This is a genomic window from Nonomuraea sp. NPDC003707 (assembly GCF_053587055.1).
Map to the genome: position 1 here is coordinate 1 of NZ_JBSFNK010000042.1, position 14,454 is coordinate 14,454.

Genomic DNA, 14,454 nt, shown 5'->3' on the forward strand with positions numbered 1-14,454 from the left:
CCAGTTGTAGACGCGGTCGCCGTTGGTGAAGTTGAACTGGCCCCGGTTCGGCTCGGTGGCGTCGATCTTCATCTCGTTCTCGGCCGTCACCATGTCGAACTCGCGGCCGGCGATCGTGGTGTACGCGGATTCGCCGAGCTTGCCCGCGCTGATGGCGGCGCCGAAGTACCGCCCGCTCTGCTGCGCCGCCGCGCCGAGCGTGCTCGCCGCGGCGTCGGCGCGAAGCGGCGCCATCAGCGCCGCGATCACGGCGAGCACGCCGAGAGTGCCGACGATCAGGGGCCAGTGCGAGCCGCCGAAGGACCGCTGGGTTCCAGGTGGGGACATGGCGTTCTCGCCCATGCCTGAGCCTCCATAAGCAAGTCATGGAAAGGGGAAACGTGGGCACCGCCCACGGGATCGACGCCGCGCCCCACCACCGGGGGACGCCCCACCACCAGGGCGTCGCAGACCTCGGGGACTCAGTGTGGAAACTTCACCGAAACCTGTCAAGAGCATTCTGAAAGTTTCGACCATCCTGCCGCCCACGGTTCCTGCGGCACCGCGTCAAGCAGCGACATGAGTTCGCCGAAATTTTCGGCCGTACCGTCGCTGAAAGTTTCATTCCGGCGCCCTCACCGAAGAGACGCCTCCCATCCCGCATAACACCAGATGGGCCGGGGCGCGGCCGCCGACGCATGCCGGCGCGGCGCCCGTCAATCCCTTGACTGCACCTGCGCACCTCGTATTTGCTCCGCCCCACCACCACTTTCACTGGCCCGACGAAGAAAGGAACGCGACCGGCGAAGGAAAGTTAACGCTAACAACCGAGCGGCCACCGTGACGGCGTGCCAACAAAACACGCGTGAGCTTCATCCAACAGAGCATGCAGCGATTCAAACGTGCCGGATCGGCGATGACGGCGAGCGCACTGCTGACCTTGGCCGTGTGCGGCCTCCCGGCATCCGGTGAGGCCACCGCGGTCAGTGCGCAGGGCCCGGCGACCACGCACATCGGCCTCGCGGCGGCCTCCGCCCGCGGAGAAGGGTCGGCGCCCGGGCGCTGCCGTACCGAAGCCCTCTCGGCGCACCTCGGGCGGCAGGATCCGGGGGCGGGAAACGTGTACGCGCCGCTGGTGCTGACCAACACCTCCGCCCAGACCTGCTGGGTGTACGGCTTCGTCGGGCTGGTCATGTTCGACGGCAACGGCGACGCCATGCGTACGCGGGTGCGCAGAGAGAACGTCCGGCCCCAACGGGTGGTGCTGAAGCCGAAGGCCTCCGCCCACGCCCGGCTGCACTGGGTGATGGTGCAGACCGGAGCCGAGAAGCGATGCCCGACCTCGGCCCGCCTGATGATCATCCCTCCGGACGAGGTGGCCCACCTGGAGATCCCGTTCACGGCGATGGCGTGCGACTCCGGGCGGATCGACGTCCGGCCGCTCGCCCCGGGCGCGCGCGCCTGACAGCCTGTTCCCGCCCGCACGACGAGGGCAGAGGTCCAGGGTGCGAGCTCCACCGTCGCCCCGCGTCCATCGGCCGGTGATGTACCACCATTGGTCGGAGATCACCTTCATCCACTGGCGCTATCCGCCCGCGTGCGTGCAGGCTCTGGTGCCGGGCGGCCTCACGGTGGAGACCTTCGACGGGGCGGCGTGGGTCGGGATCACGCCCTTTCTCATGCGACGCGTCCGGTTTCCCGGCCTGCCCGCCCTCCCGTGGCTGTCCACCTTCCCCGAGACGAACCTGCGCACGTACGTCCGCGACCCTCGTGGCCGTACCGGGATCTGGTTCCTGTCCTTGGACGCCGGACGCCTGCTCGCGGCCCTCGGTGGCCGCGGCGGCTACGGGCTGCCCTACTTCTGGTCGGACATGTCGGTGGACACCAGGGACGGCCGCACCCGCTACCACTGCCGCCGGCGCCGGCCCGGCCCGGCCGGCGCGCGGTGCGACGCGGAGGCGGAGCGAGGCGCGCCCCTGGCGGAACGCGAACGCGACGAACTCGCGCACTTCCTGACCGCCCGCTACCGCCTGTTCACCGTCGTGGTGGGTCGGCCGGCCACCGCGCAGGTGGAGCATCCGCCGTGGCCGCTGCACCACTCTCACCTCATCGGCCTGGACCAGGACCTGATCCAGGCCGCGGGGCTACCCACCCGCGAGGAGCCTCCGGTCCTGCATGCCTCCCCTGGAGTGCCGGTACGGGTGGGGATGTGGACCTGGTGACCACGGTTTACGCCGCTTCCGCGGCCTCTCCGATTTGCTGCAGGCTGGCGTGGCGGTGCTGGCCGGCCAGCAGATGGCCGATGGCGACGATGCCCACGACGGGCCACTCCACGATCTCCAATATCCCCAGAGAGACCAGGACCGCGTAGAAGACGAGGTGCTGGGGGCCTGGCAGGGGCACCGTACCGACCACGGGCAAGGCGATCCGCCTGCCGTGCCCGTTCTTGGTGGGCTCGCTCTTGGTGGGCTCGACGACCATGATGCCCCCTCCTTCGGTCGACGACTCACCTTTCGCCTGCCCTCCGTCGGACCCGGTAACCCGCTCAGCCGGGCAGGGTCTCCCCGCCGATGGGGGCCAGGACCTCGCCCGTGTAGTACGACGAGAGGCGCCCGGCCGCGAAGAACACGTACGACGGGGCGATCTCGTCGGGGTCGTCGGCCCGCCGCATCGGGACCTGCCGGCCGAACTGCTCCACCTTCTCCTCCGGCATGGCCGCCGGGATGAGAGGAGTCCAGACGGGGCCCGGAGCCACCGCGTTGACCCTGATGCCGCGCTCCACGAGGCTCTGCGCCATCGAATAGGTGAAAGCGTTGATCGCACCCTTGGTGGTGGCGTAGTCGATGAGCGCCTTGTTGCCGCGCAGCCCGTTCACCGATGACGTGTTGATGATCGCCGAGCCCTCGCGCAGGTGCGGCAGCGCCGCTTTGGTGATGCGGAAGTAGCTGTGGATGTTGACGTCGAAGGTGTGCTGCCACTGCTCCTCGGACAGCACTTCCAGCGATTCGACGGGCTGCTGGTAGGCGACGTTGTTCACCACGATGTCCAGGCCGCCGAGGTCCGAGACCGCCCGTTCGACGACGGAGGCGCAGTGGTCGCGGTCGGCGAGGTCGCCCGGGATCAGCACACATCGCCGGTCCTCCGCCTCGACCAGCTTCAGCGTGTGCGCGGCGTCCTCGTGCTCGCTCAGGTACGCGATCGCGACGTCGGCGCCCTCCTTGGCGAAGGCCACGGCCACGGCCCGGCCGATCCCGGAGTCGCCTCCGGTGATCAGGGCGCGCTTGCCTGCCAGCAGTCCGCTGCCGGTGTAGTGACGCATCTCGTCACGCGGCTCGGGCTCCATGCGTCCGGTGTGTCCCGGGTATGGCTGTTTCTGTGCGGGTGGCGTACTGTCCGGTCGTTCTGGCATGGCTCGCGCATGCCCGGACTCGCCCGGGATTAACGTCCGTGAGCCCGGCGCCGGGTGGTGCTAATGGCCGGACGAGGCAAGGGGGAAGGTGGTGCGCCCGTCCCCGGTGCGCGGCTCCGCCTGCCAGAAGAGGCGGTGGATCTCCGCGGCGTTGGTCAGCGGGTGATGCTGGAACGTTCCGGCCTGGCGGACGTGCTTCCCGCGGGCCGAGATGGCCAGACTGATGGACAGGGGTGCGACGAGGGCGCTGCCGTATCGCAGCCACTCCTCAGCCTTGTCGGTACGTCCGGCGGCGCGGTAGTCGCGGGCCACTCGCCGGCAGATGTCCGCCGGGATGGTGCCGAAGAAGTAGTCACCGTGACAGGGAACCGGCCCGATGGCGATCTCGGGCAGAACCTGCCGGACCCGCTGCAGGAGCTGATTGCCCTCATGGAGGGCGCTCCGGTTCACCAGCAGGATGCCCAGCTGCAGGTTGGCCCGGGCGTATCGGTCGGCGCAGGGACCCGCGACACAGAGCGCGTCCGCGGCCTCCCACAGCGCGGCACCGCGAGGGCCGAACCAGTCGCGCATGCGCTCGTGGGTGAGGCTCTTCTTCTCGCCGATGGCGGTCAGCGCCGCGTAGGTGGCCTCTTGCTCCACCGGCTGCGGCAGTTCCAGCAGCGGCTGCGGGCGCGCGGGGAGGGTCTCGGTCGGCTCGCGGGGCCGGCTCTCCGCAGCCGGCCAGTTGTCCGGGACGAGGTCGGGCGTGCGGCCGTCCCATTGCTTCATGACCTGGTCGACGAACAGGTCGGCCAGTGAGTCCGGCGAGGAGCCGGGCGCCGGCACGGTCAGGCTCTCCAGCGGGGACACCGGGACCGACACCATCACCGCGCCGCCGTCGGCGCTGTCGCCGTCACGGGTCTTCGGCGGGGGCTGCGCAGGCGGGACGGCGGCGGGACGGCTGGGGCTGGAAGGACCGCCCGGGCCGGGGTGGGAAGGGCCGGGAACGGGTTCGGGCTGATCGCGGGCCGCCGGTGTCTCCGGCGCCTCCAGCAGGGCCGAATAGTGCTGGTGCCACGCCATTTTGCTGCCGAGCACGATCTCGGGGTCCAGGCCGGTGTTCTCCACGTACCCCCGGCACGCGGTGAAGAACTCCGCCGCCCACCTCCAGCGGGGCGGGTTCTTGCGCGCGCCGGTCAGGACGTTTTGCACGGCGGTTTTGCTCAGCCGCCGCCCTGACAGTCTGACAATCTCACCATATGACGGATTTCCGGCCTTTTGTCGAAGTGCGACCAGCGCCGCCACGCAACGGGCGGCCGGCGTCGCGGCCGGAGGGATTTCACGCATGGGCGATCTGCACCGCCAATCCTGATCGCCATTGAAGGAGGAAGTGCGGCTCCGATTCTTCCGTATCGGCGCAGAGCCGAATGCCCTACGCGTTTCCCCCGTCAAGCACCGGATCATCTCGGAACGGTCTTAACCTGGGCGTTTATCGTGGCGTCGACCTCGCGACAGAGGCGTTCCAGAACGATCCGGAACGATGTGGAACGGCGTGCGAGCCCCAAGAGAGGCTGTGGCCCGAAACGATCCGGAACGATCCCTTTTCCGGTCGCCTGTGCCTCATGTGATAGGAAAGGGCTTTCCGATGTCAGCTCGTTCCGAATCGGTCTGTTCCGGTCTTCCTGATCGTCACGACGGTGACGGGCGTCGAGCATGGGATGGTGAACATCACCCGTCTCGCCTTACGGCGGTCGCGCGGCCTGTGACGCACCGGCGTCACCGGTCTCGCACGCAGCCCTGACCTGGCCCGAACCGGCCGAAGGTCACGGCAACTGCGACTTGACCGCACCGGGGGCGAGAGATCCCCGCGAATCCTTCGCATGAAGCCGGTTTCCGCAGGTGGGCCTATCGATGCCGAGCAATGGGGAAACTCGGGCATCTGGTAGCTCAACGGTCACTCAAGGTGAGACGCTTCGGACTGTGGCGATTTGGTTGCGAATGTTGGGACTGCGGAGTTAGGTGTGACTCGACAGACTCCGGAACGGCGACCCGGACCTGGAAAGGGGTGGCAACCGGCCACCACTTCTGCGCGACGGTCGGGGTAACCGAAAGGAGACATGTCACGGCTCGCTGCTGGATACCGTCCCATGCGTCATAAATGAGGCGGAATGTCCGAAGCGGGCCTTTTCTCGTTATCAGGCGAAATCGTCTGACGAAAAGGTTGAAAGGAGAACGATGCCTGAAACGCCCCCCGCATCTGGCTCGGGCCGCGAGCCCGAGCCGGCGAGCCCCGAGACGCCACCACCCTCCACCTGGATCGGGGAGGTGGCGCGGATGGTCCGGGATGTAGTTGACAGTACCCCCCGGACCATCCGCCTGTGCATCGTCATCGCGGTTGCCGCCGCGGCGTGGTTCCTGATCAAGTAACCACTTGATGCACCGGTGATGCAGGCCCCAGGCTAAGTCGCCACCCGAGACCAGATGCCCGGTTTAGCAAGATCGCGGGCTTCTTGTCCACAAAAGTGGCGACTTGTCCTGGGGCCTTTGCGTGCCGTTCACCCATGGCGTACGAGAGAAAGATCCTTGCCCCCGCCGCCAACGGACAAACATTCCGCCGTGATCGCACAGCGTACGATGCGCCGTCGCCGGTCCCCAACCCTCCCCGGCAATTTGCTGAAATTCGCAAATGCACATGCATCTGAGATGTGCAGGACGGTGATCAGCGTCCGAGAGCTTCGGCGCACACCGATGCGAACGGGGAGCGATCAGCCAGGAAGCCGACATCCCACTCTTTGCCCGGTCCGCTCGCCAGGGTGCGCCCGTCGGGGCTGAAGGCCAACTGGTGAACCGGCCCCTGGTGACCGCTGAGCGGGGAGCGGCCCCAGGGCGTGCCCGCCGTTCGCGGCCGGCAGGGACCGGACCCCCGGTCCGGCCGGCAATCAGGGTGGTTCGGCGGCGAGTTCAGCTGCCCGGGAGTTCCGGAGGCTTGCGGCCGTCCCGCAACGCCGACTCGATCTGCCTGGCCAGGGCGAGCGTCTGTGCCGGGCTCAGCGCCCTCAGGCCGGTGGCGGTCACCTGCACCTCGGGCCCGTCCTTGCGCTGCTTCACGGTGATCTTCACGTCGGTCCTGCGGTACCGCAGCCAGGCGATCACCATGCTCGCCACGGCCGCCACCACCTCCGGCGCGTCGGCCAGCACCTGTACCGCCTCGGCCACCGGCCCCAGCGCCCCATCGGGAGGCGGCTTCTCGACCAGCCGGAGCGCGGCGCGCAGCTCGGGCTCCCGGCGCAACCAGGCGTACAGGTCCCGCACCTCGTCCTGCGAGTCCGGCGAGCCGGTTGAGTCGGTTGAGTCCGCCACCAGCAGCGCGCCCCAGTCACCGCTGTCAGCTCGTTGCGCCATCATGGCCCCTTCCAGGCTCGCGTGCGCGGCCCCCGCACCACGACCGGTATCCGGATATCGCCCCGCCCGGCCGCATCGCTACGGGCGGACGGCGGCGCATGACGGTCCAGCACGCGGCCTCACTTGCGACCCCGCACACTGTGCACCGTTATAACCTTGCGCGTCAAGCCTCCGCTCTCGGAGAGAAATTGGCTGTTGACCGCCAAGTTCACAGTGACGTATAGGTTATAACCACCCCCCGACAAGGCAGGACTGCGATGAATGAATCCGTGCCTGAGCTCCGCCCGGCCATGACGCCTTCCCGGCGTGCGTTCGGCATACTCGCCATCGGCGGCCTGGCCGCCACCCTGATCCCACCCGCTCCCGCCGCGGCTCAGGTCGCGCTGGACGTGCCCTGGGGCGGTCCGCTCGCTCCCGACCTGCCGCTGGCCAAGGCCTATGACACCGCGGCCAGGGCCCTGGCGGAGGTGGACGACAATCCGGTCATCCGCTGGCAGTACCGGGTGTGGTGCCAGACCGGCTACCGCAGCCCGAGGGACGCGGGCACCGGCCAGCCCGTCGACCGGCCCGTCGATCCGGCCAAGGACCTCGTCTCCCCGACGGGCTTCCTGTACTCGGAGTACTCCAAGCCGATGCCCGCCGGCGGCGTGCAGTTCATGGACAACGCCTGGTACTTCGGCACCGACCACACCGGCCTGGTGATCGTCCGCACCCCGGACGGGCTGATCATGCTCGACGCCCTCACCACTCCGCAGGACATGCAGAGCCAGTTCCTCGACCAGGCCGCCGCCGCCGGCCTCGACCCCAGCGACATCCGCTACGTCTTCCTCGGCCACCGCCACGGCGACCACATCGGCGGCGCGAACCTGCTCCGCGACAACCACGCGCGCCGGGCCAAGTTCGTCATGGGGCGGCCGGATGCCGACGCCGTCGCGAAGGACCTGGCCGAGCTGCGGGCACACCGCCACGAGTACACCGAGGAGGAGTACCGGGCCCGCCTGGCGCGCCTCCCCAGCCGGATCGACATCACGGTCGAGGCCACTCCCGGTCACACCGTCGGGATGAGACGCATCCGGATCGGCCGGCGCACGGAGGCCGTCGCCATCCTCGCCCCCGGCCACACCGAAGGGCAGATGCACGTCATCGTCCCCGTCGTCCACCAGGGCGAGACCCACAAGCTCCTGGTCTGGAGCGGCAACGACAACGCCGACGTCGCCGCCCAGTACGCCGTCTCCGCCGACTACGTCCAGGGCCTGGCCGGCCTGGAGGGCGCGGACACCTTCATCAACACCCACGCCTACCAGGGCGGCATCTTCGGCCACCTACGCGCCCTCAAGGCGAACCCCGCGGCGCCCAACCCGATGATCATGGGTAAGTCCGGGGTCCAGCGGCACGTCGAGATCTTCGGCCACGCTCACCGCGCGCTCGCGCAGCGGTTGATCGACGGCACGTGGAAGCGGATGTAGCCGAGTGTCGGCTCGGCCACCCGCCCGCGAGCGAGGTGGCCGAGCCTGCGTGTCAGAGTCGGCCACCCGCCCGCGGAGCGAGTGGCCGAGCCGCCGTGTCAGGGTCGGCCACCGGCCCGCGGAGCGCCGGCGTGTCAGGCTTCCGCGCGCCGGTCGATGCCGAGCGTGGCGATGAGATCTTCGTGGAGCTCGAACCAGACCCGATGGCAGGAGTCGACATCGGTGCGGTCGACCCAGGCGCCCTCCCCGGCTCGGGCGCGCGCCAGGGCCGCGGTGAACCGGGTGTCGTATCCGCGGAACCGGGTCAGGACGCTCCCGAGCCGGTCCGTGAGCGGCGTGAGTGCGCGGTCGATGCCGCCGAGCTCGTAGAGGATCCGGGCGTCCCAGGCGAAATCGGAGTGGTCGTTGGGGGCGAGCCGGTCGCCGTCGGTGGGCCGGAGCTGCCAGTCGGTGCAGGCCCGCAGCAGGAGGGCGTTCAGCGGGAGGAACTCGCGGTAGACGTCATGGACCTCGTCGGCGCCGCCGACGCCGGCGAGCTCGGCCGCGAGCTGGCGCTCGTTCTCGGCCCGGCCCGCTTCCGTCAATGACCAGCCCCCGGAGCCGGCGAACGCGGTGTGCTGAACCCAGCCACGCGCCTCGGCGTCGTACAGCATCTCTTTTGTCTCGGCCGCGTCGAGCCCGTACCGGCGAGCGATCACCGGGGTGTCCGCGTACCCGGTGATGCGCACGGAGTGCAGGGCCAGGAGGCCGAGCGAGGAGTCCCGCGTCACGAGCCGTCCTCCTGCCGGGCCGTCAGGCGGTTGTAGTGCTGCTGGCACGCCTGCGGCGAGTTGAACCCCATCGCGTGCGCCATCTGCGCCCAGGTCAGCCCCGCGCTCCGGGCCATGAACAGCAGGCCGGACTCGAGTCCTTCGACCTCGGCGCGCGCGGCGGGCAGGAGGGCGAGCGCGCTCAGCACGTCCTCCGGGCCCAGGTCGGCGTGCCGCCAGACGGCGAACTGCACGAGGTCGACCGCCGACGGCGGGGCGGGCGGGGGCCGCCACGGGCGGGCGTCGAGCGCGTCCGCGCCCAAGCTCAGAAGACGCTCACTCGCGTCCTGCTCACGTCGGGCCTGGACGTGGTCGGCGTCCCCGGTGTGAACGATGTCGTCCTTGCGTGCCATGCGACTGATGATGCAGAATCAACGAAACGTTGTCAATAACTTGTTGAAGGGTGGGACGGGTGATCGTACCCTTGGTGGAGGCTGTCTCCGGCACGTGCGGGGGCAAGGCCGGCGCGCTCGGCGCGTTGCTCCGCGCGGGTCTGCCGGTTCCTGACGGCTTCGTCGTCTCGTACGACGCTTACCTCGCCGCCGTCCGCGACCTGGACCTCGGCGGGCCGGGCGATCCTGACGCGATGCGGCCGGCGATCGAGGCCCGCCCGGTCCACGCCTCCGTGATCGACGCGCTGGGACGCGCGCTCGACGAGCTCGGCGATCCGCCCGTGGCGGTGAGATCATCGGCGGCGAACGAGGACACCGGCCAGGCCTCGGCGGCCGGCCAGCACGAGAGCTTCCTCGCCGTGCGCGGGGCCGGCGAGGTCGCCGACGCCGTACGTGCCTGCTGGGCCTCGCTCTTCTCGCCACGAGCCATCGACTACCGGCGCGACGACCGGCGCGACGACCGCCGCGACGACCGGCCGTCGGACGATCTGGCGATGGCCGTCATCGTCCAGCGCCATCTGGATGCCGAGGTGTCCGGGGTCATGTTCACCCCCGCGGACCCGCACGGCGCGACCGAGATCGAGGCGTCCTGGGGCCTCGGCCCCAGCGTCGTCGGGGGCACGGTCACCCCCGACGCCTACCGCGTCGCCGAGGACGGGTCGGTCACCCGTACCATCGCCGACAAACGGACCCGCCTTGACCGGCGCGGCCGGCAGCTCGTCGTCAGCGACGTGCCCGCCCCCGCCCGGGACCGGCCGGTGATCGACGACGCGACCGCCACGCGGCTCGCCCGGCTGGGCAAAGAGATCGCCGCCCTACGCGGTGGACCGCAGGACATCGAGTGGGCGATCGCCGACGGCCGCACGTGGGTCCTGCAGGCACGGCCGGTCACCGCCGCTCCCCCACCGCCTTCCGGCACCTCGGACCCCCCGGCCGGCGCCCTCACCGGAACACCGGGCAGCCGCGGGACCGTGACCGGCACCGCGAGGATCGTCCGGGGTCCCGGCGACTTCGCGCGCGTCCACCCGGGCGACATCCTCGTCTGCCCCTTCACCGACCCGGCGTGGACGCCGCTGCTGCGCATCGCCGCCGGCGTCGTCACCGAGACCGGGGGCGTGCTCTCGCACGCCGCGATCGTCGCCCGCGAGCTCGGCATCCCCGCCGTCCTCGGCGTCCCGACCGCGACGGGCAGGCTCCACGACGGCACCGTCATCACCATCGACGGCAGCACCGGCGCCGTCACGGCGACGGAAGCGTGACCGTTCACCTCATCGAAGGGAGACGGGGAAACGGGCCCGTACGGGCACCGCGCCCTCACCGCTCATGGCAACGCGACACCTCTACCTGGCACGCCACGGCGCGGCCGACGCGTTCGGGAAGCTCACCGACGTCGGGCACCGACAGGCGAGCCTGCTGGGCGAACGGCTCGCCGGCATCCCGGTCGACGCCGTGTGGCACTCCCCGCTGCCGCGCGCCACGGCGAGCGCGCACGAACTCGCCCGGCATCTGCCGGACGTCCCCGTGACCGAGGCCGCCGAGCTCATCGACCACGTGCCCTACGTTCCCAGCGCGGCCGAAACACCCCGGTCCTGGGCGGGCTTCTTCGACGGCTACGACGAGGCCGAGGCGGCCTCCGGCCACAGGCTCGCCGAGGCCCTGGTCGCCCGGTTCGCGAAGGTCCCCGACCACGGGCCCGGGCCCGACACCCACGAGGTCCTGGTGACGCACGCCTACCCGATCGCGTGGCTGGTCCGGCACGCGCTGGACGCGCCGCCGTCCCGGTGGCTCGGGCTGAACAGTGCCAACACCGCGCTGACGGTCATCGAGTACCGCGACGGCCTGCCGCCCACGATCGTGATGTTCAACGACATGAGCCACCTCCCGCCCGGCCTGCGCTGGACCGGGTTCCCCGACAGCGTGCGACCGTAACGGTCACGCCGCGAGGTCTGGCGACGGGAGGCGCGGGGCCCCGGGCTCACGTCGCGGGCAGGTTGACGGTCATCCACATGGGCCGGTGATCGGAGGACGCGACCGGAGATCCCGGCACGCCGCAGGTGTGCGCGATGCCCGGCTGGGTGAACAGGTAGTCCAGCTTCACGGTCGCGTCGTTGTCGTGCGGGGTGGTCGTGTAGTACGTCCCGGGACCGGTACGCGGGGAGGACTGGTCGGCCTGCGCGCACTCGACGAACGCGTTGTAGAAGGGCGTGAGACCGCCGGAGGCGGCACTTCCGGGCGGTGTCCTGTTGAGGTCCCCGCCGAAGATCACCCGGAATCGGGACGGCCAGACGAACTCCTGGTAGGCCGCGACCTGCTGGGCGCGGAAGCTGCCGGTGGGGTCCTCGCCGCCGTTGCTGAAGTGCGCGTTGCAGAGCTTCACCTGCCAGGACTCGACGGTGGCGCACACGGCCACCCGCCATTCGGTGCCCTCGACGGAGGGCAGGTAGGTGATTCCGTACCAGGTGTTCTCCTCGGGCACGGCGATCGCGATGCCGTAGTCGCCGCGGCCGCGGACGCACTGCTTGTCGGGCGCGGCCGCCGGGTCGGCGCCCCGCTTGATCTTGATGGGCGCGAAGCGTACGTCCCATCCGCTGCCGTAGTGCTCCTCGAGCTCGCGTTCGAGCGGCTTGGCGAAGGAGCTGCAGAACTCCTGGATGATGGCCGCGTCCATGGGGGCGCCGTGACCGAGCATGTGCCATCTGACGGCCGCGATCAGCCCGTCCGGGTCCTCGTAGTACTGGCAGTCGCCGTTGTTGCCGCACACGTTCCACGTCATGATCTTGATGGTCCGCGCCGGGACGGCGGCCTGCGCGGGCACGCCGCCTGCCGCCATGAGTCCGGCCGTGAGCGCCAGTGCCGCCATGACGGCGCCGAACACGCGTGAACGCGTCATCGAGAGTCCTTCCGCTGTTGCGTGATCCGTGATGACGGTACAGATGCGTCAACGAGCCGGCCGGTTCTTGATCTCGCTCTCGGCGAACGCGCCGGTGGCCGCCGGGCTTGACTCTGACATCGTGTCAGGCGGAACGGTATGGCCATGTCTGTCACCTATATCGGCTCCGGGCCGTACTGCTACTCCAACTCCCTCGCGATGCTCCTCGGTGACGAGGCGCCGCCTCCGGCCGTGATCGAGGTCCTGACGGGCTCCCCCTACGGAATGGAGCTGATCGGCGGGCGCCTTCCGCTGTTCGACCCGTTCGGCTGGGATCCCGAGATCGGGCTCGACGACGCGATCGGCCTGCTCGGCTGGGAGTGCGAGCGCGTGGACGGGGGAACGGCCGCGGCGGCGCTCGACCGGCTGCGCCGGGCCTGCCAGGACGGCCCGGTGCTGGCCGGGCCGCTCGAGCTCGGTCTGCTGTCGTTCCAGCCGGGGTCGGGCAAGGCGATCGGCGCCGACCACTACGTGGTGGTGCTGGAGGTGGACGGCGACACCGTGCTCATGCACGACCCGGAGGGCTACCCGTACGCCACGCTGCACGCCGACGCCTTCGCCGAGGCGTGGCGCGGGGAGCTGATCACCTACCTGAATCGGCCGTTCCGGATGCGGTACGGGTTCACCCGGCGGGAGGTGGTCACCCCGGAGGAGGCGCTGCGCCGCTCGCTGCCCGCCGGGGCGGCCTGGCTGGCCGGGCGGACGGACGTGGAGGTCCCGCCCGGCACGCTGGGGCAGGCGGAAGCCGCCGAGCGCACCGCCCGGCTGGTCGAGGAAGGGCTGGATCCCGAGATCAGGCAGTTGTGGCAGGCGTTCGCGGTACGGGTGGGCGCCCGGCGCCTCAACGACCTCGCCGCCTGCCTGTCATCCCTCGGCCTCGACGCGGCCGCGGCCGTCGCCGGGGAGCAGGCCCGCATCGTCGGAGGGCTGCAGGGTCCGGTCGTGTCGGGCGACGACGTGGCGCTCGCGGCCGGCCTGCGCCGCTTGGCTCCGACGTACGAGCGGCTGCGCGCCGCCCTGATCGCCGGCGAGGGGGCGTCCCCGGGAACGCCCTCCTGAACTACTGCTGCGGTCCCGTCATCCACGACCGGAGCTTGTCGGGGTTGCGTACCGCCCAGATCCGCTTGATCCGGTCGTCCGCGATGTCGAACGCCATCACCGCCATGATGGCGCCGTCCTGCAGGGCGATCAGGCCGGGCCGGCCGTTGACCGTGCGCTCCAGGATCGTCAGGTTGCGGAGCCTGCCGGTGAAATGGACCAGCGGGCGTACGATCTGCTCCGCGCCTTGGACCGGGTGCAGCACGGCGCTGACGATGCCGCCGCCGTCGGCGATGGCCGTGGCGTCGGGGTCGAGGAGGTCGATGAGCGCTTTGATGTCCTTGGCCTCCCACGCCTGCTTGAAGTTCCTGACGATGCCGGCCTGCCGGGATGCCGGCGTCGCGGGAGCCTGCGAGGCGCCGATGCGGCGGCGGGCCGAGGAGGCGAGCTGGCGGCAGGCCGCCGGGGTGCGGCCGACGATCTCGGCCACTTCGGCGAAGGAGTAGCGGAAGACGTCGTGCAGGATGAACGCGACGCGCTCGGCCGGGGTCATCGACTCCAGCACGACCAGGAAGGCCATGTTGACCGACTCGTCGAGGGTGACGCGGTCGGCCGGGTCGACGGTGATGCCGTCCGATCGCCCGGTGATCCACTCCGTGGGTTCGGGTAGCGGCTCGGGGATCCATTCGCCCACGTAGGTCTCGCGCCGGGCCCGTGCCGAGGAGAGCACGTTGAGGCAGACGCGGCCGGCGACCTTGGTCAACCAGGCGCCGGGAACCGCGATGGCGTCCTGCTCCTGGCGGGACATGGCGTACCAGCGGGCGTAGGTCTCCTGGACGACGTCCTCGGCATCGGCCAGGGAGCCGAGCAGCCGGTACGCCAGATTGATCAGCTGGCGCCGCTCGCTCATGATCGCGCTCAGGCCCGGGTCGAGCCGGCCGCCTCCTGGCTCGGACTGGATGGTCATGGTGTCGCCGGCTCCCTCGGTCGCGTTCCGCTCTCACCAGTCCGACAAGACAGCGCGGTGAACTGTGAGGTTGGCGCGTCGCCT

15 protein-coding genes are annotated in these 14,454 nt (G+C 70.3%); 6 read left to right on the forward strand and 9 right to left on the reverse strand.

Annotation, left to right across the window (positions count from 1 at the left end; genetic code table 11):
• Window positions 1-342: endo-1,4-beta-xylanase (locus ACWDRB_RS56760; protein ID WP_449909368.1), on the reverse strand; the 342-nt coding region annotated here is incomplete at its 3' end.
• 523 nt (window positions 343-865) lie between these two features.
• Between ACWDRB_RS56760 and ACWDRB_RS56765 the strand changes: the two genes are divergently transcribed.
• On the forward strand, window positions 866-1,444 hold the full coding sequence (locus ACWDRB_RS56765; protein ID WP_449909371.1) for a DUF4232 domain-containing protein: 579 nt from the start codon (window positions 866-868) through the stop codon (window positions 1,442-1,444).
• A gap of 79 nt (window positions 1,445-1,523) precedes the next feature.
• The gene (locus ACWDRB_RS56770; RefSeq protein ID WP_449909595.1) at window positions 1,524-2,201 is read left to right on the forward strand and encodes a YqjF family protein; all 678 of its coding nucleotides are present in this window, start codon (window positions 1,524-1,526) and stop codon (window positions 2,199-2,201) included.
• Window positions 2,202-2,208: 7 nt separating this feature from the next.
• Here the strand turns inward: ACWDRB_RS56770 and ACWDRB_RS56775 are convergent, their stop codons facing one another.
• The 4 genes from ACWDRB_RS56775 to ACWDRB_RS56790 all read right to left on the reverse strand — a co-directional run bounded on the left by ACWDRB_RS56775 (window position 2,209) and on the right by ACWDRB_RS56790 (window position 6,772).
• The gene (locus ACWDRB_RS56775; protein WP_449909373.1) at window positions 2,209-2,460 is read right to left on the reverse strand and encodes a hypothetical protein; all 252 of its coding nucleotides are present in this window, start codon (window positions 2,458-2,460) and stop codon (window positions 2,209-2,211) included.
• Window positions 2,461-2,524: 64 nt separating this feature from the next.
• Window positions 2,525-3,388 (reverse strand): SDR family oxidoreductase, encoded by an 864-nt coding sequence (locus ACWDRB_RS56780; protein WP_449909376.1) that lies wholly within the window; start codon window positions 3,386-3,388, stop codon window positions 2,525-2,527.
• 60 nt (window positions 3,389-3,448) lie between these two features.
• Entirely contained in the window at window positions 3,449-4,579 is a 1,131-nt protein-coding gene (locus ACWDRB_RS56785) for a hypothetical protein (protein WP_449909379.1), read from the reverse strand.
• A gap of 1,749 nt (window positions 4,580-6,328) precedes the next feature.
• The gene (locus ACWDRB_RS56790) at window positions 6,329-6,772 is read right to left on the reverse strand and encodes an effector-associated constant component EACC1 (protein WP_449909381.1); all 444 of its coding nucleotides are present in this window, start codon (window positions 6,770-6,772) and stop codon (window positions 6,329-6,331) included.
• Window positions 6,773-7,038: 266 nt separating this feature from the next.
• Here ACWDRB_RS56790 and ACWDRB_RS56795 point away from each other — a divergent pair, with 266 nt between their 5' ends.
• Window positions 7,039-8,235, forward strand: a complete 1,197-nt coding sequence (locus tag ACWDRB_RS56795) for an MBL fold metallo-hydrolase (RefSeq protein WP_449909383.1) — start codon at window positions 7,039-7,041, stop codon at window positions 8,233-8,235.
• 134 nt (window positions 8,236-8,369) lie between these two features.
• On the opposite strand, the gene ACWDRB_RS56800 is transcribed toward ACWDRB_RS56795, so the two are convergent.
• Both ACWDRB_RS56800 and ACWDRB_RS56805 read right to left on the reverse strand, forming a co-directional pair.
• On the reverse strand, window positions 8,370-9,005 hold the full coding sequence (locus ACWDRB_RS56800; RefSeq protein ID WP_449909386.1) for a transcriptional regulator: 636 nt from the start codon (window positions 9,003-9,005) through the stop codon (window positions 8,370-8,372).
• Window positions 9,002-9,397 (reverse strand): DNA-binding protein, encoded by a 396-nt coding sequence (locus tag ACWDRB_RS56805; protein ID WP_449909389.1) that lies wholly within the window; start codon window positions 9,395-9,397, stop codon window positions 9,002-9,004. The genes ACWDRB_RS56800 and ACWDRB_RS56805 overlap by 4 nt, the downstream gene beginning before the upstream one ends.
• Before the next feature lie 59 nt (window positions 9,398-9,456).
• Between ACWDRB_RS56805 and ACWDRB_RS56810 the strand changes: the two genes are divergently transcribed.
• Both ACWDRB_RS56810 and ACWDRB_RS56815 read left to right on the forward strand, forming a co-directional pair.
• Window positions 9,457-10,695 (forward strand): PEP/pyruvate-binding domain-containing protein, encoded by a 1,239-nt coding sequence (locus tag ACWDRB_RS56810; protein WP_449909392.1) that lies wholly within the window; start codon window positions 9,457-9,459, stop codon window positions 10,693-10,695.
• Window positions 10,696-10,759: 64 nt separating this feature from the next.
• Window positions 10,760-11,365, forward strand: coding sequence for a histidine phosphatase family protein (locus tag ACWDRB_RS56815; protein ID WP_449909395.1), 606 nt, complete (start codon window positions 10,760-10,762; stop codon window positions 11,363-11,365).
• Between the two features lie 46 nt (window positions 11,366-11,411).
• Here ACWDRB_RS56815 and ACWDRB_RS56820 read toward each other — a convergent pair whose 3' ends face one another.
• Window positions 11,412-12,326: an endonuclease/exonuclease/phosphatase family protein gene (locus ACWDRB_RS56820; RefSeq protein ID WP_449909397.1), complete on the reverse strand. Its 915-nt coding sequence runs from the start codon at window positions 12,324-12,326 to the stop codon at window positions 11,412-11,414.
• 144 nt (window positions 12,327-12,470) lie between these two features.
• Between ACWDRB_RS56820 and ACWDRB_RS56825 the strand changes: the two genes are divergently transcribed.
• A complete protein-coding gene (locus ACWDRB_RS56825; RefSeq protein WP_449909400.1) occupies window positions 12,471-13,424 on the forward strand; it encodes a hypothetical protein in 954 nt (317 codons plus the stop codon).
• Window position 13,425: 1 nt separating this feature from the next.
• Here the strand turns inward: ACWDRB_RS56825 and sigJ are convergent, their stop codons facing one another.
• Window positions 13,426-14,370: an RNA polymerase sigma factor SigJ gene (gene sigJ / locus ACWDRB_RS56830; protein WP_449909403.1), complete on the reverse strand. Its 945-nt coding sequence runs from the start codon at window positions 14,368-14,370 to the stop codon at window positions 13,426-13,428.
• Window positions 14,371-14,454: the final 84 nt, after the last annotated feature.